The 18,740-nt window shown below is 36.4% G+C and carries 17 protein-coding genes; 14 read left to right on the top strand and 3 right to left on the bottom strand.

Features of this window, described 5'->3' with window-relative positions:
• The first annotated feature begins 252 nt into the window (after window positions 1-252).
• From C8N37_RS17295 to C8N37_RS17270, 6 genes are all read left to right on the top strand, one after another.
• Window positions 253-2,622: a TonB-dependent receptor gene (locus C8N37_RS17295; RefSeq protein WP_244914456.1), complete on the top strand. Its 2,370-nt coding sequence runs from the start codon at window positions 253-255 to the stop codon at window positions 2,620-2,622.
• 6 nt (window positions 2,623-2,628) lie between these two features.
• Entirely contained in the window at window positions 2,629-3,342 is a 714-nt protein-coding gene (locus tag C8N37_RS17290) for an HmuY family protein (RefSeq protein WP_108160084.1), read from the top strand.
• 10 nt (window positions 3,343-3,352) lie between these two features.
• On the top strand, window positions 3,353-3,913 hold the full coding sequence (locus tag C8N37_RS17285; protein ID WP_108160083.1) for a biliverdin-producing heme oxygenase: 561 nt from the start codon (window positions 3,353-3,355) through the stop codon (window positions 3,911-3,913).
• Window positions 3,914-3,926: 13 nt separating this feature from the next.
• Window positions 3,927-4,526, top strand: coding sequence for a hypothetical protein (locus tag C8N37_RS17280; RefSeq protein ID WP_108160082.1), 600 nt, complete (start codon window positions 3,927-3,929; stop codon window positions 4,524-4,526).
• Between the two features lie 245 nt (window positions 4,527-4,771).
• Window positions 4,772-6,067 carry a branched-chain amino acid transport system II carrier protein gene (brnQ, locus tag C8N37_RS17275; protein WP_108160081.1) on the top strand — a complete coding sequence of 432 codons (1,296 nt, stop codon included), beginning with the start codon at window positions 4,772-4,774 and terminating at the stop codon, window positions 6,065-6,067.
• Window positions 6,068-6,646: 579 nt separating this feature from the next.
• Window positions 6,647-7,363, top strand: coding sequence for a superoxide dismutase (locus tag C8N37_RS17270; protein ID WP_108160080.1), 717 nt, complete (start codon window positions 6,647-6,649; stop codon window positions 7,361-7,363).
• A gap of 90 nt (window positions 7,364-7,453) precedes the next feature.
• On the opposite strand, the gene C8N37_RS17265 is transcribed toward C8N37_RS17270, so the two are convergent.
• Window positions 7,454-7,852: an SRPBCC family protein gene (locus C8N37_RS17265; RefSeq protein WP_108160079.1), complete on the bottom strand. Its 399-nt coding sequence runs from the start codon at window positions 7,850-7,852 to the stop codon at window positions 7,454-7,456.
• An 18-nt stretch (window positions 7,853-7,870) separates the two neighbouring features.
• Window positions 7,871-8,518 (bottom strand): orotate phosphoribosyltransferase, encoded by a 648-nt coding sequence (gene pyrE, locus C8N37_RS17260; protein WP_045752542.1) that lies wholly within the window; start codon window positions 8,516-8,518, stop codon window positions 7,871-7,873.
• Between the two features lie 22 nt (window positions 8,519-8,540).
• On the opposite strand from pyrE, the gene C8N37_RS17255 reads away from it, so the two are divergent.
• The 7 genes from C8N37_RS17255 to gap all read left to right on the top strand — a co-directional run bounded on the left by C8N37_RS17255 (window position 8,541) and on the right by gap (window position 14,430).
• Entirely contained in the window at window positions 8,541-9,128 is a 588-nt protein-coding gene (locus C8N37_RS17255; protein WP_228115828.1) for an NUDIX domain-containing protein, read from the top strand.
• A 52-nt stretch (window positions 9,129-9,180) separates the two neighbouring features.
• Window positions 9,181-9,900 (top strand): 3-ketoacyl-ACP reductase, encoded by a 720-nt coding sequence (locus C8N37_RS17250; RefSeq protein WP_108160077.1) that lies wholly within the window; start codon window positions 9,181-9,183, stop codon window positions 9,898-9,900.
• Window positions 9,901-9,953: 53 nt separating this feature from the next.
• Entirely contained in the window at window positions 9,954-11,018 is a 1,065-nt protein-coding gene (locus tag C8N37_RS17245) for an NADH:flavin oxidoreductase/NADH oxidase (protein WP_108160076.1), read from the top strand.
• A gap of 6 nt (window positions 11,019-11,024) precedes the next feature.
• Window positions 11,025-11,417 (top strand): SMU1112c/YaeR family gloxylase I-like metalloprotein, encoded by a 393-nt coding sequence (gene gloA2 / locus C8N37_RS17240; RefSeq protein WP_108160075.1) that lies wholly within the window; start codon window positions 11,025-11,027, stop codon window positions 11,415-11,417.
• 215 nt (window positions 11,418-11,632) lie between these two features.
• The gene (locus C8N37_RS17235; RefSeq protein WP_108160074.1) at window positions 11,633-12,718 is read left to right on the top strand and encodes an AI-2E family transporter; all 1,086 of its coding nucleotides are present in this window, start codon (window positions 11,633-11,635) and stop codon (window positions 12,716-12,718) included.
• Window positions 12,719-12,813: 95 nt separating this feature from the next.
• Entirely contained in the window at window positions 12,814-13,422 is a 609-nt protein-coding gene (locus C8N37_RS17230) for a redoxin domain-containing protein (protein WP_108160073.1), read from the top strand.
• A 9-nt stretch (window positions 13,423-13,431) separates the two neighbouring features.
• Window positions 13,432-14,430 carry a type I glyceraldehyde-3-phosphate dehydrogenase gene (gap, locus tag C8N37_RS17225; RefSeq protein ID WP_108160072.1) on the top strand — a complete coding sequence of 333 codons (999 nt, stop codon included), beginning with the start codon at window positions 13,432-13,434 and terminating at the stop codon, window positions 14,428-14,430.
• Between the two features lie 161 nt (window positions 14,431-14,591).
• Here gap and C8N37_RS17220 read toward each other — a convergent pair whose 3' ends face one another.
• Window positions 14,592-17,198 carry a TonB-dependent receptor gene (locus tag C8N37_RS17220; protein ID WP_108160071.1) on the bottom strand — a complete coding sequence of 869 codons (2,607 nt, stop codon included), beginning with the start codon at window positions 17,196-17,198 and terminating at the stop codon, window positions 14,592-14,594.
• 336 nt (window positions 17,199-17,534) lie between these two features.
• Between C8N37_RS17220 and C8N37_RS17215 the strand changes: the two genes are divergently transcribed.
• Window positions 17,535-18,677, top strand: coding sequence for a serine hydrolase domain-containing protein (locus C8N37_RS17215; RefSeq protein ID WP_108160070.1), 1,143 nt, complete (start codon window positions 17,535-17,537; stop codon window positions 18,675-18,677).
• The last annotated feature ends 63 nt before the right edge of the window (window positions 18,678-18,740 follow it).

Below are 18,740 nucleotides of genomic sequence, written 5' to 3'. Positions count from 1 at the left end.
TTAAACTAATTACAAATAAAGGGCTACATTTGTAATACGCTTCCACTAACAGACAAGGCCCTCCATAAAAACACTCAAAACATTGTTTATCATGTTTTTACATAAATATTCACACGCGTTAAATCAGGAATATAATATCAGATAGCACAAAATTTAATACGCTTTGCACAAATCAAAATACACAATGCATAAATAAACTTTGGCATTTTATGGAGATACTTGCATTATTATTTAGAATTATTACAAATAACTTTGAAGACTATACACAATCTCTTGCTGCTTTTTAGTTTTCTTTTTCTCTTCGGAAAAGGCAACACGCTATACGCACAACAAAATGCGCAATTTCAGGGATTGGTAGTAGATGAACAACAAAAACCAGTTTCTGATGTCAGCATTGTACTTGATCCTGATCATTCCTCCACAAAATCAGATCATCAAGGCACCTTCTTCATAAAAAAGCTGTATGCAGGAATTTATAGATATGCATTAACTGCAGTTGGATATGAAACTCTGCATGGTTCTATAGAATTACTAGCAAAAGACAAACAGATACATCGCTTTCAGCTTCGTAAATCCAATCAATTGTTGAATGAGGCTTTAGTGACACAAGAAATTCAAAATCGCCCATCACTAATAGATCCAAAAAATTCGGCTATGCCTGTGACTATCATTGATAGAAAAGCAATTGAACTGATGGGCAGTCGACGCTTAGACGAAGTGTTAAAAGAACAAACGGGTATCGCGATTGTCAGTAATACTGCCGGTGGTAATCGCTCTGTTGGCGTTCAACTTCAGGGATTCTCCAGCGAATATGTGATGATCCTGATCGATGGACAGCCCATGCTTGGCAGAAGTTCGGGAAATTTTGACTTATCTCGTATTTCTGTAACAAATATCGAACGAATAGAGATCATTAAAGGAGCTTCTTCTTGCCTTTACGGAAGTGATGCTTTGGGTGGTGCGATCAACATCATTACCCGCCTAGGTAAAGTGACACCTCAATTGCATGGCAATATAAACTATGGGAGTTTTAATATATTAGATGCGACCTTAGAAGGTGAAACTTCTTTTAATAAAAACAAAGGAACAGCTTTACTATCGACCAACTACTATCGGACAGACGGCTATAATACTAACAAAAATTATCAGTCTAGCGGTACAACAATTCCACCCTATCAGACCTTTGCTATTCAAGGAAAGGTCAGGCATCAGTTGAAAGATGATCAACATTTCATTGGAGCATCAGGCCGATACAACTATCGTCAATCAGATATGCTACGTGCCTATGGACAAGATTACAGCACGCTAGATCAACAGAAAGAAACAGATGTCAATGCTTCAATCTTCTACGATAGCCGTTGGAATGAGCGTTGGAAATCGTTATCTACATATTACCTCTCTCATTATCAATCTGACAATAAAGTAACTGCCGAACAAAATGATGCTAGCCTAATTTCGGACAATTTTACGCAAATGGTGCATCGTCTAGAACAACAATTTGCTTATCAGTACAATGGGCTCAATTTAACGATGGGCTTAGGTGGGTCTATTGAATCGATGGATGTTGCCGAAAATTTTGATAACAAAAATCAGAAAAACTTCTTTTTATATACTCAGGCCAATCAAACAATCGGAAAAAAAACCACAATTGTCATGGGCTTACGCTACGATCAAACCGATAATTATGGAGGCAAACTGAATCCTAGCTTTGGAGTGACGTATCAACTATTGCCTCAACTTACTTTTAAAACGGGCATAGGGACTGGATTTAAAGCACCAGACTTCAAAACACGCTATCAGGTCTTTTATAATCCTGCCGCCAATTATTATGTCATCGGTAACGAAGTACTCCGTAATACTCTCGATCAGATGGATGCAGCTGGACAGATCTCTGAAAAACGCAATTATATCATCAATCAACTTGATCGTAACCTACAGGCAGAGAGTAACACTTCGATCAATGCAGGATTCACTTGGAAACCATTATCAAATACCACGCTGGAAGTTAATGTATTCCATCATCAACTCAAAAATCAGATCAATAGTATCCAAGTTGCGACAGGCATGCAGAACATGGCGATATATTCCTATCAGAATCTCCCTCAATCTGTCAACAAAGGATTTGATGTCTCCTTTTCAACAAGACCAATGGAACAAATTACGATCAATGCAGGATATCAATATCTAATCGCCAAAGACATGAGTATAGCCGACAGTATTAAACAAGGCAATTGGCCATATAATACCCTATACGATGCAAAGACAGGCAATTCCTATACCCCTACCCCCAAAGACTACTGGGGCTTGGAAAATAGATCAAGACATCAGTTCAATGTAGGCGTTATTTATAAAGCTCCCTTTAACTTAACTGTGAATGCTCGTGCTAATTTCAGAGGAAAATATGCTTTCGGCGATGCCAATGGAAATCATTTTATAGATCGGTTCGATATATTTGTCAATCAGCATATCCTTTACAATGCGACTATCGAGAAAAAATTTGATCAACTACCATTCACTGTTCGTTTGAGTGGAGAAAACCTGGGAAACTATGTCAACTATTTAATCCCAGGACAAATCGGTAGAACTATACTAATGGGTATATCATATAGAATAACTAAATAAATAGCTATGAAAACATTATTTAAAATAGGAAATTACATCTGTATAGGAATACTATTATCATCTTGCAGCAAATCAAATGTAAACCCAAACGAAGAATTAAGCGATGGTGTGAGTACAGTAATCAGTGATTTGGCTGGTGATGTAGATGCCTACGTAGGCAATGGGTCTGCGGGAAATGGAAATCCCAAAGAAACTCGAGACTTTCATACTTTCCTTTTCCGTTTCTCTGATAAAAAGCAGACTTGGTTAAAAAATAAGGCCGATTCAAATGCTAATTTTAGTAAAACAGACTGGGACATCGCATTTTCAGGTCAGTACAACAGCACGCTTTATGTCAATGATGGTACTGTAAATAGTACCCCTGCATTTGGAAATGGATCTAAACACAAAATTATTTTAGTCAAACAAGCTTATGATCAAGTCACTACAGCACCCAGTGATGCCGATTTTGAACAAAAAAGTATCAATGGCGTCGGTATGATTCTTGATTCAGACTCTCAGGGCTGGTTTAATTATGATATGGTTTCGCATTTGGCAAAAACAGCTCCAGGAAGAACATACGTGATCCGTTTAAGCAATGGCAACTATGCTAAATTACAGATGATCAGCATGTATAAAGGAGCTCCAGCAGCAGTAACCGATCTAAATTGGCCTGCACCTTACTTCACATTCAAGTATTTCGTTCAAGAAGACGGTTCAAAAAATTTAAAAACTAAATAATACACTTATTATGTTAAACTTAAAAATCAAAGAAGCCACTAAAAACGGCCACCAAGAATTAGAAAAAAATGTGATTTTCAAATTGAAAGCAATTGAAAATAACTTAGATTATGCAGATGTATTAAAATATTTTTACGCTTACTTTAAAGCGGCTGAAGCACATATTGAAGCAGCACTACCTAGTAGCTTGGCTCCGTACTTTGCTACACGAAGAAATGCATCTCACATAGAAAAAGATATTGTAGATCTAGGCGGCAAACTGGACAATTTACCAGAGGTTGCTTCACCAGATATTGAAAATAAAAACCAAGCTATCGGCGCATTATATGTACTAGAAGGTTCTATTATGGGCGGTCCGCATATTGTCAAGATGCTACAACATAGAGGAATTACCACAGGTTTTAACTTCTTCAATGGCTACGGCGATAAATCGCAAGACAAATGGGCTGAATTCACAGCTATTATCAATCAAGAAGTCGCTGACGAAGATCATCAGCAAGCAATTGATGCAGCTTTGGCTACATTCGCAGCATTTACCAATACATTTAACTCTAAATCTGTTTTATCTTAAACTATATATAATCATGAATTTCACATTTAAACTGAAAAACATCGCTAGCTTAGCATTTGTTGCCATAACAGTATTCAATTTGAGCTCTTGCAAGAGCGATGATAATGATGTCAATCCTGCAATTCTTTTAGATAGCAAAGCAACAGTTAAAACAAGCACAATTGTAGTACCTCCATCAACAACGCTTTATTATGATTTAGTCAAAAATATAGCAGCAGAAGAAAAAACAAGTACGATCAATTTATCAGGAATGTACGGATCAACCTTGAAACCCAGCACTACAGCTTATAAATTTGGATATTTTGACCTTGCTGGTAAAACAATTGATGCCATAAAAGTCTCAGATCTTGAGACGCTTAATTTTACTGAAACACCATCATTAGCTATTGATGCTTCAAGTGCTGGCCAACCAGCAACTGGACCAACTTGGATTATCTATGATTTTAAAAACAATCATGCAGTCTATCCTACAGCAAATCGATTTATTATTTTGTATAAAGGAACAACCCTATCTAAAGATGCGGAAGAAGTAATTATCTTCAATGCCGAGTCAGTTGTCGCTTTAAATGGTGAAGCCACTTACACACTAAAAGTAAAACATTTTGCAAAGTAGACCTAAAAATCTATTTTCAATAAAAACACCAAAGCATTTTGATGAAAATCAAGATGCTTTGGTGTTTTTTGCCCCACCCTATATGTGTTGATAACGGTTTAATTAGAAAGTCTATTATATTTGCCAATTAATAATTCAATTCATATTCCAACTTGCTTTTTAAAATATAAGCGATCTGCAAAATAAGCTTATTGCTATATGTGCAGGATCAATAAGGGATATGACAAACAAGATCATGATAACTAATGAAACAAATCAAAGATATTACCACACTGGGATTCGCCTTATTTGCCATGTTTTTTGGAGCGGGAAATCTACTCCTTCCTCCATTTATAGGTCTCCATGCGGCTGATCAGTGGGATTGGGCTATCATTGGATTTTGTCTTACGGGTATTTTACTTCCACTTTTGGGCGTATTATCCATCATCAACTCTGGAGAATCATTCCAAGATTTAGGCAATAGAACACATCCTTATATAGCCACTATATTGGGTATCATCATCATGCTCGGTATAGGGCCGTTGATTGCTATTCCTAGAACTGCTGCCACCACATTTGAGGTCGGTCTACTCCCAGCCTTCCCTAACCTATCACCGATCTGGGGTTCGATCTTATTTTTTACGGTTACCTTTATCCTATCTATCCGCCCATCCAAAGTCGTCAATGTCATTGGAAATTTTCTAACACCCTTACTTTTGATTTTATTGATCGGTATGATCATTATGGGGGCTTTGTTCCCTTTATCAGCAGACATTACACATCAAATGGAATCTATACAAGCTTTTAAGCTCGGTTTTATTGAAGGATATCAAACATTAGATGTACTGGCTTCAGTCATTTTTAGTAGTATCATTATCGCTGCTGCAAAAGCCAAAGGATATGAAAAACTAAAAGATAAAAATAGAATTGTCACCAGTGCGGGTTGTCTTGCAACCTTTTGTTTACTATTGATATACGGTGGTTTAGTATTTTTAGGGGCTAAATCTGGTTACCCCGTATCTACTGATGTGAAACGTGCCGAATTACTGCTATTTATTTCACACAAAATATTTGGTAGTTATGGCGTATTAGCGATTTCGATCAGTATAGCATTAGCCTGTTTAACCACTGCAATTGCATTGACTTGCGCCGTAGGCACATTTTTCAGTCAACTGTTTAATAATAGAATTACTTACGAGTGGATTGTCATCATTTGTTGTCTTTTTTCAGCAGTACTTGCGATTACTGGAGTCGAATATATTATTCAAATTGCGTATCCTTTTTTAGCTTTCATCTATCCGATCGTCATTACCCTTGTACTCTATGTGCTGATTTTTGGTCGTTTTATAAAGTCCAGATTACCGTACATAGGAGCTCTAGCAGGGACTACACTATTTTCTACAATTTATCTTTTAGCAGGATTTGATATCCATATACGAGGAGCAGAAAAAATGCTACGATCAGTCCCGTTTGCAGGATATGAGTTATGGTGGGTAGTCCCGTCGATCATTGGATTCGCATTGTTTTTATTATGGGACAAGTTAAAAACTAAGCAATACTAATATCATACAAAAGTTCGTTGTTACCTTTCAATAACATAATGCCCTTTCTAATAACGATAATTTCACGAATTAAAATAGCGATATCATCGAGATAACAAGCTAGTATCTGAAGTAAAATCTTTTAACATCAATTCATAATCTGCTAAAATCTAGCCACGAAATCCTAACAGGGCAACCGTCCACTAAACCATGATGTGCATAGATCGGTACAGACATTATTTAACCTGCATTTTTAAAAAATATGCTGATCGCTTTCGCAACTGCAACATAGATATAAAATTGTGCGATCAAAAGTAAATATCGCGACATATCTTGGTATTTTGACCAGAACTTTAGGCCTTACCATAAAAAAGCCTATCTCAACAAGTTGATAATAAAAATTAATACCGCGCCATTAATTATTTTAAAATTTAATTTTATTAACATAAAAGGTGAATTACAACTATATTTACATTTGATATAGAATCAAAAAGTCATGGTTTAGTAACATTCATGTTCTATTTCAAAATTTCCCGCAATAAAGAATAATAAAACTAAAAAAACACGTTATATTACTACTATTAACTTAATAATAAAAGAATGCAAACACGTAGAAATTTCCTTCACAACACCGCTAAGGCAACATTGGCTGTTGCTGTATCGAGCAGTGTTTTAACAAATTTAGCGCAAGCTGAACCTGCTCGTCATCTAGCCGCTCCTCTTTCTTTTAGTCAAATCAAATTACCGTACACGTATTCCGATCTGGAGCCAAATATTGATGCACTCACTATGGAAATCCATTATACGAAGCATCATGCTGCATATATCAAAGCGATCAATGAAGCCATTGTTGCCGAAAATATTTCAGAATCATCAGAAGAACAATTATTAGCAAATATTTCTAAATATTCTGCTAAGGCTCGAAATAATGCTGGGGGAGCATGGAACCACAATTTCTTCTGGGAAAATTTATCTGCTAAGCAAACAGGACCTTCTGAGAAAACAATGCAACTGATTACTGCATCTTTCGGAAGCATGGAAAAATTTAAATCAGAATTTGCAGCAGCTGCAACTTCTAGATTTGGTTCTGGATGGGCATGGTTGATCTTAGACGAATCGGGTAAGTTAAAGATCACCTCTACCGCAAATCAAGACAATCCGTTGATGGATGTCGTAGATCAAAGAGGAATTCCAGTTTTGGCACTTGATGTTTGGGAGCATGCCTATTACCTACACTATCAAAATAAGAGAGCCGACTATATCAAAAACTGGTGGAATGTAGTGAATTGGAAAATAGTACACGAAAGACTTGCATAACGTATCATATCGCTATAAAATGAAAATGTCTTCCAATTTGGAAGACATTTCTTTATAGACTGAAAATTTACAGGATAACATAGGGATAGATTATCCTAAAATCTCTTTCAATTTATTCACTTGAAAATCAGCTAATTTTTGCAATGGACCCGAAGCGATCATTTTCATCATCATATTCAGATCAGCATCAATAGTAAAGGTTGCTATTGTTACATCAGCTGCTACTGCTGACAAAGTCCACTTTAATGTAACATCAAAAGGAGCTTTTTCTGCTGGTACTAATTTTATTTCTTGATCTACGATACGTTCCTCTACTTTCAAAGCTAATTTAGCCATATTTTGGATTGTAAACCGTGCTTCATCAGCAGTCGAAGACCAATTATAAATGTTTTCAGGCATCAATTGCTCATGATTATTTAAGTCCGTTAAAAAAGCGAAAACCTCTTGAACTGACTTTTCAATCGTTACATTATTCTGAATCGTTGTCATAAAAATATCCTTTATTTATTAAACTGTCGGTGACCAAGTCGATGGATTTTTTCTCCAATCTTTCAATAGCTCCACATCCTCTTCAAAAATAAAACCATTTTCTGCTGCCACTTGAATAAGTGAATTATAATCACAAAGGCTATGAAAAGTACATTTTGCATCCGCAAAATTCTTCGTAGCTTCATCAAGACCGTACGTAAATATAGAGACTAGACCTACTACATTACATCCCGCTTCGCGTAAAGCTTTTACAGCAACTAAACTACTTTTACCTGTAGAAACTAAATCTTCAACAACAACAACGCGCTGACCGCTAACAACCTCACCTTCAATCATATTTTGACGACCGTGATCTTTAGCACTACTTCTCACATAAGAAAATGGTAGGCCCAAATCTTGAGCAACTAAAACACCTTGTGGGATACCTGCAGTAGCTACACCAGAAATCATATCCACAGATCCAAATTCTTCTTGAATCAACTTTGAAAGCTTCTGACGAATATACGTACGGATTGCTGGATACGATAAAGTAATACGATTATCACAATAAATTGGAGACTTCCAACCCGATGCCCAAGTAAAAGGGTTTTTAGGTTGCAATTTTATTGCTTTAATTTGCAATAAGGATTCAGCAACTTTTTGTTCAACCTCATTTAAATTATTCATGTCGCAAATTTATAAAATTTATATGAACCAATCTGTGCTAATTTTGGCAGATTTTGTTCCTACGGGCGTTAAAAACCCTCAAACTATTGATGTTCAAGATATTGAACTTGAAAAACTTTTTAAATTATCTGAACAAAATGACATTCCTAGATCATTTATATATATACACAAAGATTGTGAATCGGTTTTTCAGAAATTAAAAGAAAAGCATAAAATTATAAAAGCTGCAGGTGGCTTAGTTAAAAATGGCGAAGGAGACTATTTATTCATTTTTCGATTAGGCAAATGGGACCTTCCAAAAGGTAAAGTTGAAAGCCATGAAAAGATGAGAGAAGCTGCAGTAAGGGAAGTCGAAGAAGAGTGTGGATTAAAGATAGACTATCTCGGAAAAAAAATACAGACCTCGTACCATACCTATTATCTCAGAAATGGTGAATTTGTATTGAAACAAACCAACTGGTATGAAATGGGGGTCAATAAAGTCCCTAAGCTCGTACCACAACTTGAAGAAGATATCACCCAAGCTGAATGGCTCGATGGAAGAAACTTAAAGCAAGTGAGGCAAAATACCTATCCCATCATTGCACATATTTTAGAGGACAATTTGTAAAATTTTAAATTCTATTGACATTAAGCTTAACTCGAATAGCTAACTTTAAAATATGGAAAATATAGCTGGTAAAAAAGCATTAGTAACAGGTGGCGCGCGTGGATTAGGAAAAGCAACTGCTATTGCGTTGGCAAAAGAAGGCGTACATGTCGCCATTACAGGGCGTCGTGAAGAGCAATTAAAATTGACCGTTAAAGAATTACAAGATTTGGGTGTGACGGCTACATATGCTGTTTTTGATATCTCAGATCTAACCTCTGTACAACAAGGTATTGAACAATTAAACCATTCATTTGGCAAGTTTGATATCGTCATTAACAATGCTGGTATTGCATCATTTGGTTCGTTATTGGATATGGATGCTGATATGTGGACGAGTATTATCCAGACCAATGTACTGGGCAGTTATTATGTAACGAAGGCTATACTTCCACAGTTGATCGAAAAAAATGAAGGTGATATTATCTTTGTTTCTTCTACTGCAGGATTGAATGGTGCAGCTACAACCTCAGCCTATAGTGCTTCGAAATTTGCAGTTATTGGCATGGCAGATTCACTTATGCGTGAAGTTCGCAAACATAACATTCGTGTATGTACCTTGATGCCAAGCACCATTGCATCGGATATGTCCAAAGAATTAGGTTTGACAGACGGAAATCCGGAATCGGTATTACAACCAGAAGATTTTGCAGAATTAATTATTGCAAATTTGAAATTACCAAGAAGAGCCATGTTAAAATCTGCATCTTTATGGTCCACAAATCCATCATAAAATTAAAAGGAGCTCTTGCTCCTTTTTTATTTCATTTTTAATTTCTTTATTATATGAGTATTTTATTTTCAAAACTAAACCTCAAACATATCACGCTCAAAAACAGACTCGTGGTTTCTCCCATGTGCCAATATTCTGCCCTTGATGGTTTTGCCAACAATTGGCACCTGGTGCACCTAGGGCAATTCGCGACAGGAGGTGCTGCTGCAATCATCCAAGAAGCGACAGCTGTAGTTCCAGAAGGGAGAATCAGCGCTGGAGATTTGGGTATTTGGAAAGATGAACACATCGAAAAATTTAAAGAAATCACGACATTTATTAAGGAACATCATGCCATTCCAGGGATTCAATTAGCACATGCAGGACGTAAGGCTAGTACGGGAAAACCTTGGGAAAATCATTATCAGATCGCTCCTCAAGCAGAAAATGGATGGCAAACAGTTGCACCTTCAGCACTGGCATTTAGGCCAGAAAAAGAGGTTGCTCCCCTACCGCTGTCGATTGAAGAAATTAAAGAGACAATTGCCGACTTTAAAATCGCTGCTCGAAGAGCTGTTCAGGCAGGTTACGATATTATCGAGATTCATGCAGCACATGGTTATCTCATCCATCAATTCTTATCACCGCTTTCCAATATCAGAACGGATCAATATGGTGGTTCATTTCAAAATAGAATATTATTTTTATTGGAGATTGTTGATGCAATACAACAAGAACTCACTACACAATCACTATGGGTCAGAATCTCTGCTACCGATTGGGCTGACGATGGTTGGGATCTGGGGCAATCTATTGCCCTGGCAGAGGAATTAAAAAAACGCGGTGTCGAAGTGATAGATGTCTCTACAGGAGGGGCAGTTGTATATCAAAAAATAAATCCTCAACAAGATTATCAACTTCCCTTTGCCGCAGCAATAAAAAAAGAAACTGGCATCACTACAGCCACCGTTGGGCTTATAAAAGAAGCTGTTCATGCTGAACAGATTTTACAAGATAATAAAGCAGATATCATCATGATCGCCCGCGCTTTTCTGAAAGACCCACATCTTCCATTTCATTTTGCAGAAGTATTAGGGGATCCTATCGATTGGCCATCACAATACGAACGTGCTAAATAACCTGATATGCCACTAAATTTACAGCAAGTACATCATATCGCAATTATCTGTAGCGATTATGAACGGTCTAAACAATTCTATACAGAACTATTGGGTTTGACAATTATTCAGGAAATATATCGGGAGAACCGAGATTCATACAAATTAGATTTGGCATTGAATGGAAACTATATTATTGAATTGTTCTCATTCCCCGACCCACCTAAAAGAGTCTCTAAACCCGAAGCTATTGGTTTAAGACACCTCGCTTTTGCGGTATCGGATATTGCTAAAGAAGTACAATATTTGGAACAATTGCGCATTGTTGTCGAACCCATTCGGATTGACGAATTGACCAATAAAAAATTCACCTTTTTTCAAGATCCAGATGGGTTACCTCTGGAGCTTTACGAAGTTTGATTTATTTAAGCTAGCTCACTTTAAAGCTAGCTTTTTTTTATTCCTCTCCAAAAAATTATCAGCAATATTTAATATATTTCCACTATAAAATAATTCTTGAAGGTATCAGAGATATCGATAAATTTGTTTTATATTATAATGCTATTAGGTAAAACAAATTTATCTTATTTTAGCAAATCAAGTGCTTAGTATTTACTTATTCTGAGGAGCCGACCATGAAGTACAAACAAATAAACAACAATTCGATTAACCAGATCATGTTGATAACGATCATTCTATTGATCTGTATATTAATTTTCACCAATTTATCCTATTATTTACCAGGCTTTTTAGGAGCAATAACACTTTACATTTTATTCAGAAATATCTACCATACCCTTACAGAGAAAAAAAGATGGAACAAATCCGTAGCCAGCATTTTCCTGATCAGTCTCTCGGTCATCTTTATCGTATTCCCACTTTGGGGATTGATCAATTATCTGATGCCACAATTGGAACAACTCATCGTCAATCAAAAAGATATTCTTTCCAAATTTGATTCTGTAAAAGATTATATGCACAACAAGCCCGTCTTAAAAAACATAGATTTATCAGATGAAGCCATTCTCAATTCACTGCAAAGATTAGCGAAATATATACCTAATGTACTGAATTCTGTTGCAGAAACAGTTGTCAATATCATTGTTGCATTATTTGTACTTTATTTCATGCAATATTATAGTAAAGAGATGGAATCAACAATCGGGCATGCGATCCCATTTTCACAACAGAGTAAAAATGAATTGTGGAATGAAATCAGTATGATGGTTCGTTCAAATGCGATCGGGATTCCGATTTTAGGAATATGTCAGGGTATCGTAGCGGGTATTGGTTATTGGATCTTTGGCGTAGACAGCCCTATTTTATTAGGTATCATTACAGCAATTTCCACCATTATACCTGTATTGGGAACGATGACCGTATATGTGCCCACAGCGATTTACCTACTTGCCATAGGATCCACGGGCAATGCTATTGGACTTGCTTTGTATGGATTTATATTAATTGGCGGCATCGATAATGTCCTCCGATTCACGATCTTAAGAAAACTAGGCGATGTACCACCATTGATTACCGTATTTGGTGTTTTATTAGGATTAAACCTATTTGGGATGTTAGGACTTATATTTGGTCCATTAATTATTTCTTCCGTTCGCGTATTGCTTAAAGTGTATAACAACGAATATGGCAAAGGAAAACCAGAAATCATTGAGTCCACATCATTTACAAATTATGATCAGGATCAAAATATCATTACCTGACCAAGTCAAATATACAGTGCAATGTCATTATGAGCATTTTTAAAGTTTAAATTCAATATTTTTTATAGTTTTGATAGATAATTGATACCATTACCATGAATAAAAAATTAATATTAGGCATAACAGGAATTTTTACAGCATCCATGCTTTTCTCCTGCAATTCAAATAATAAGACACAAGAAGCACAAAAAACAGAAGCTCATGATGAGCATGATGGTCACGACCATAGTGCACATGATCACAGTGCTCATGCAGCTGCTCCTACTGCCGTGGCAAAAGAAGCTGCTAAAATGCTTCCAGATTTCACTTTCTATCAATTAAAATCCGGAATTAAAGTCACAAAATCAGATGTTTCAAAAGATAAAAACACTGTATTTATCTTATTTGATCCTGGATGCAGCCACTGCCAACAAGAAGCTACTGAATTAGAAAAAAATAGAGAGAGACTTAAAGACATCAACATTTATTACGTTTCTATGAATGATCCAGCATTGGTATTAGGATTTTTTGACAATTTTGCTCCTAAACTATCCAAAATGGAAAACGTTGAAATTTTAGTAGATAAAAATCAAGAATTTATTCAAAAAATACACGTTCCAGAGCAGTTTCCAGCTAATTATGTATATGGTGCAGATGGCCAGTTGAAAGCGCAATGGGAAGGGGACAAAAATGTAAATGAAGCAATCGCTGAATTTCATAAATAGTAATTAGTCATGCATATTGCTATAAATGGGTTTGGACGTATTGGAAGGAATACACTACGCAATATTTTACTTAGGGGTGCCGATCATTTGCAGGTTATTGCGATCAATGACCTAACCGACACCAAGACATTGGCACACCTATTTAAGTATGATTCTGTTCATGGTCCATTCTTTGGTACAGTTGATTTTGATGAGCATCACCTCATTATCAATGATCAACGGATTTTAGTGACTAATGAAAAAAATCCAGAAAACCTTCCTTGGAAGGCATTAGATATAGATGTGGTCATAGAATCAACAGGTCATTTTACCAGTAGAGAAAAAGCAAATTTACATGTGCTGGCTGGTGCCAAGAAAGTAATCATATCAGCCCCCTCTTCTGATAAAGATGTACCAACAATTGTATTGGGTATCAATGATAAGGAATTTGACTTAAATGTACCTATACTCTCTAACGCTTCATGCACGACAAACAATGTTGCGCCATTAGTGAAAATATTAGATGAAAACTGGGGTATAAAAGACGGTTATATCACGACGGTGCATTCGATGACAGGTGATCAAAATCTGCATGATGCTCCACATCGCGACCTTCGTCGAGCCCGTGCCGCCTCATCATCTATTATTCCAACCACTACAGGTGCAGCTAAAGCAATCACCAATGTTTTCACTCATCTAGAGGGTAAATTGGGGGGGGCAGGTATCCGTGTTCCGGTGTTAAATGGTTCGCTGACAGATTTCACTTGTACGTTGATACATCAACCTACAGTAGCAGAAATCAATGCGAAATTTAAAGAAGCGGCAGAAGGTGAATTAAAGAATGTATTATACTATACAGAAGATCCGATAGTCTCTGTGGATATTATCAATAATCCATATTCCTGTGTCTTTGATTCAGAACTAACTTCTATCGTAGGCGGACTGGTTAAAGTTGTGGGATGGTACGATAATGAATTTGGTTATTCAAATCGACTGGTAGATATACTGGATAAAATCAGTAAACTTTAGAACAACAGGTCATTTCAGCAAGAAATAGTTGCTCGCGCATCCAGCTCTAAAAGAAAATTGTACGATCAGCTCAGCATCGTAACAAAAATGTAAAAAGGGTCTAATGGCAATGCGCCCAAAAAGTTAGACCCTTTTTACATAAAGTTCACTCAACAAATTCCTTAAAACTTATAAGTCAATGTGGTCATAAAACTTCTAGGAGGAATTGGATTCACACTATAATTTTCATGAATATAATAATTAAACGCATTATTGATGTTAGACATTTTAGCTAGAATAGTCCATTTTTTAAACGTATATCCAGCAGAGATATCTACGGTTGTAAAAGGACTGACAGTAATCAGACGGTCAAGACCATCTCTCACATTGATCTTGGTATTATTCCAGCCTGCATTTCTTCTTCCTGTATAAAATGCCGATACGCCCAATTTTAATCCTTTAGCACCGCCATTTTGCAAAGTATAGAAGATTGTTCCATTTGCAGTATGTGCTGTAGTACCGACTAAACGAACATCTTCCTGATTACCAGAAACCTCTGTAACCTTCGGAGTGCCATTGACAACCGTAGTAATTTCGGTGATAGGACTCGTTTCTGTATAACGCATATAGTTATAAGAATATCCTGCTAAGATGTCTAAGCCCGGTAAAATAGAACCCGTTACATCAAGCTCAACACCGTCCGAAGCCGTTTTGCCAGAAAACTCTTTCATGTTTGTATCACCATTATCCGTTCCATCAGGTTTAACGAGCAATTGCTGTGCAAATCTGTTGTTATTAATGCGGTATACCGAAGCATTTGCCGTCAATCGTCCGTTGAAAAAATCATTCTTAATACCTGCCTCATACTGATCTATAGTCGAAGGACCCATTGGTTTGTAGTCGACATCATAACCCGCATTAGATGTAAAGTTATTCGCATAAGTAACGTAGATACTTGATGTTGGGATGGGTTGGAAGATCAATCCAAATTTTGGAGACCAAGCTTGATCAACTTTTGCGCCCAATTCCTTTTGGTTAGCATCCAAATTTTTAACATCTTCAGTTACATCAGTAGCATAGGTATATTTTTCAGCATAAGGCGTTCTTTGATATGTATATCGTAAACCCGCAAGTACCTTAAATTTGTCTGTAACCTCAATCAGATCTTGTAAAAACACACCATAACGGTAGATATTAGTCGTTGTTCTGGTTAAATATTCTGCTCCTGGCATATCTGTTCTAACCCCAGTCTGCATCACTGCAGGAACTGTAACTTTAGGATTTGCTAGATTATTTTCAAAATGACTAGGAATATAAGTATATACTGTTGATACCGGATCAAAAACATTTATATTATCGTAAACAGATCCTGGCATGATGATGGGCAATCCTTTTTGATCGTACGTGACTGTCTTGATATTTAAAGTATTATCAATACGATATGCATAAGCCTTCGTGTTCGATTGATCAGCATCAGCTCCCACCAAAATCTTGTGCTTGATAGATCCCGTTTTTACTGTACCAGTTAAATTCAATTGCTGATTGAACGTCAGTTCATCCGATTTTGAACGCGTTAAATTACGCGGGGCAATACCATTGGCAGCAGCTTGGATCCGATCAGATCCATAGTAATCACGGCCATAGCTTTGGTAGCTAGCAATAGCATTTAACTTCCAATTATCATTAAACTGATGATTCAAATTAATCTGACCATTTGTCGTATTTGTTTTGTTATATGCCCAAAGTGTATTTAAAAAAGTATGACGACCGACATCTTTATTTAGTTTGCCATCCACGGATCCAATACCAAAATCTGGTGTGTAATCGCTTTTTAGGTAATCAAACATAAAGTTGATATCCGTACGGTCATTGATCTTATATAAAATAGAAGGATTGACATACAACCTTTTAGAATTTACATGATCCCTGAAGCTTCCTGATTTTTCATAAGTACTGATCACTCTGAAAGCTAATTGATCAGAAAGAGGTCCATAGACATCAACCGTTGGTTTATAAAAATCATAACTACCAACACGAACCGAAGCTTCTCCACCATACTCAAATTTTGGCTTTTTGGTTACTAAATTGACAACAGCACCACCCGTTACACCTCCATATAATAACGCAGCACTTCCTTTTAATATCTCGACAGACTCCAAAGTACTAGCCTCTATAGAACCACCATTATTAGTACGCGCGCCATTTTTGAAGATATTATTTGCTCCAAGACTATAACCACGTGCATAGAAATTTTCGTTAACACCGCCCCTATTTGCCCCCATAGCGATTCCGTTTGCGTTCTTTAAGGCATCACTTAATCGATTCACTTGTTGGTCTCTGATTACTTGCTCATTTATAATTTGAACACTCTGTGGCAGATCTTTATCAGCAATTCCAGCTTTCCCAACACTGACTGTCTGATTATTATGTGAATTGTATCCACGAATATCCACGATATCCAATTTGGAATCGCTGCTCTGCCCGACCAAATTGATCTGTTGCGAAACCCCATTGACAACTTGTATACGCTCTTCGTCAATGACATTACCCAAGCTTTTAACGATGATGGTATAAGTACCATCGGGCAATGAAGAAAACGAAAAGGATCCATTACGATCAGTTGCTGTCGATTTCCCTAATTCTTTAACAATGATCGTCGCAGCCTCAATTGGATTACCAGATTTATTTTTTAGTTTTCCATGAATTCCACTGTGCTGTGCAATTCCTTCTAATTGTATCCCCCCGACTAATCCTAAGCTTAGTACCAAGCCGAGAAATGACTTTTTCATAGTATATGATAAATAGATTAATTTTATTTTGGATGCAAACTTACAATCTTTTTTTCATTCTATTTAGACTTATTTTAAATAAATATAAAAAATATTTTAAAATCAAAAAATAAACACAAAACACTAACTAACAAAACATTACGTAGAATCATCTTCCTACACATCACGCCAATCCAAGAATGCGTATAGCGATGATACTCCGATTTGATCGTTTATATCTGAAAGTATTCAGGATCTCAGATAAAGCTAAAATCTGCAACACCATTGCATAAAAATGCAAACTGTTGCATCAATATTTATTTATTATTTATACCTTTCAATACTAATCCATAAATCATGAAAAAATTCCTATTCATACTTATTATCGGAGTCTGCTATTGCAACCAATTAAGCTGGGCTCAACAACAATCTTTTGACGAAAAAATCACCGATATTATGAAACAATATCAGGCTATTGGTCTATCAGTTGCTGTCGTAAAAAATAATACCATGCTGTTTTCTCAGTCTTACGGGCTTAAAAACGTAGAACAGGATCAAATTCTTCATCCTGATGATATCTTTCGAATAGCATCAATCTCAAAATCCTTTTCCGCAACGGCTATTATGCAATTGATCGAACAAAATAAATGTCATCTGGATGATGATTTTAGTGATCTGATTGGATTCAAAATTCGAAATCCTAATTTTCCAGATAAAAAGATCACATTAAAGATGATACTTTCGCATACCTCAAGTATCAATGATAAAAATGGATACTTTGACTTGGATGTTATCAATCCAACACATTCTGATCAATACAAAAACTCGTATAGCAACTATGAGCCAGGGACAAAATATGCATACTGCAACCTCAATTTTAATATGATTGGAGCGGTTATTGAACGGTTATCGGGACAGCGATTTGATTTATATATCAAGGAACATATCCTCGATCCTCTGCAATTGTATGCAGGATATTGTGTAGACTCCTTAGATAAACAGAAGTTTGTGACGCTCTATGAATATGATAATAATAAACAAGAATTCAATCCCCAGCCCAATGCTTATCTTTCAAGATCATTGGAAATCAAAAATTATACAATAGCTCATTCTACACCTGTTTTCTCTCCTACTGGTGGAATGAAGATTTCAGCCGTTGATCTGGCGAAGTATATGGGTATGCATATGAATTATGGAAAAGGATTTAATGGGCTGCAAATCATCAAAAAGAGCAGTTCAAAACTGATGCAGATCCCGATTACATCTGACGAGGGTTATGGCCTCGCTCTTATGAAAACGGACAAATTAGTTCCGCATAAAACATTGATCGGACATACAGGCTCTGCATATGGGCTTTATAGTGCGATGTTTTTTGATCCTAAAGAAAAATTCGGAATAGTAGTCATCACAAATGGTTGCCATGTACCCGAATACACCGAATTCAATCCATTCTTAAAAGATTGTATTCAGCTCATCTATCAAACTATGATTCAGAATTGATCAACCTATGATCTTATTTTTAAGACTCTGTTTTGCTAAACAAAACTAGTATATTCGTATGAG

The sequence above is a fragment of the Sphingobacterium faecium genome, assembly GCF_003054045.1.
GTDB lineage: Bacteria > Bacteroidota > Bacteroidia > Sphingobacteriales > Sphingobacteriaceae > Sphingobacterium > Sphingobacterium faecium.
Note: the sequence above shows the minus strand (reverse complement) of the source record. Positions and strands in the feature narration are given on the sequence as shown.

What these genes read in the sequence shown, in the direction of transcription:
- C8N37_RS17265 (WP_108160079.1), bottom strand. Translation starts at nt 7,852, where the DNA reads ATGACAACGATTCAGAATAATGTAACGATTGAAAAGTCAGTTCAAGAG.
- C8N37_RS17235 (WP_108160074.1), top strand. Translation starts at nt 11,633, where the DNA reads ATGAAGTACAAACAAATAAACAACAATTCGATTAACCAGATCATGTTG.
- C8N37_RS17245 (WP_108160076.1), top strand. Translation starts at nt 9,954, where the DNA reads ATGAGTATTTTATTTTCAAAACTAAACCTCAAACATATCACGCTCAAA.
- C8N37_RS17220 (WP_108160071.1), bottom strand. Translation starts at nt 17,198, where the DNA reads ATGAAAAAGTCATTTCTCGGCTTGGTACTAAGCTTAGGATTAGTCGGG.
- C8N37_RS17290 (WP_108160084.1), top strand. Translation starts at nt 2,629, where the DNA reads ATGAAAACATTATTTAAAATAGGAAATTACATCTGTATAGGAATACTA.
- brnQ (WP_108160081.1), top strand. Translation starts at nt 4,772, where the DNA reads ATGAAACAAATCAAAGATATTACCACACTGGGATTCGCCTTATTTGCC.
- pyrE (WP_045752542.1), bottom strand. Translation starts at nt 8,518, where the DNA reads ATGAATAATTTAAATGAGGTTGAACAAAAAGTTGCTGAATCCTTATTG.
- gloA2 (WP_108160075.1), top strand. Translation starts at nt 11,025, where the DNA reads ATGCCACTAAATTTACAGCAAGTACATCATATCGCAATTATCTGTAGC.
- C8N37_RS17250 (WP_108160077.1), top strand. Translation starts at nt 9,181, where the DNA reads ATGGAAAATATAGCTGGTAAAAAAGCATTAGTAACAGGTGGCGCGCGT.
- C8N37_RS17255 (WP_228115828.1), top strand. Translation starts at nt 8,541, where the DNA reads ATGAACCAATCTGTGCTAATTTTGGCAGATTTTGTTCCTACGGGCGTT.
- C8N37_RS17270 (WP_108160080.1), top strand. Translation starts at nt 6,647, where the DNA reads ATGCAAACACGTAGAAATTTCCTTCACAACACCGCTAAGGCAACATTG.
- gap (WP_108160072.1), top strand. Translation starts at nt 13,432, where the DNA reads ATGCATATTGCTATAAATGGGTTTGGACGTATTGGAAGGAATACACTA.
- C8N37_RS17230 (WP_108160073.1), top strand. Translation starts at nt 12,814, where the DNA reads ATGAATAAAAAATTAATATTAGGCATAACAGGAATTTTTACAGCATCC.
- C8N37_RS17285 (WP_108160083.1), top strand. Translation starts at nt 3,353, where the DNA reads ATGTTAAACTTAAAAATCAAAGAAGCCACTAAAAACGGCCACCAAGAA.
- C8N37_RS17215 (WP_108160070.1), top strand. Translation starts at nt 17,535, where the DNA reads ATGAAAAAATTCCTATTCATACTTATTATCGGAGTCTGCTATTGCAAC.
- C8N37_RS17280 (WP_108160082.1), top strand. Translation starts at nt 3,927, where the DNA reads ATGAATTTCACATTTAAACTGAAAAACATCGCTAGCTTAGCATTTGTT.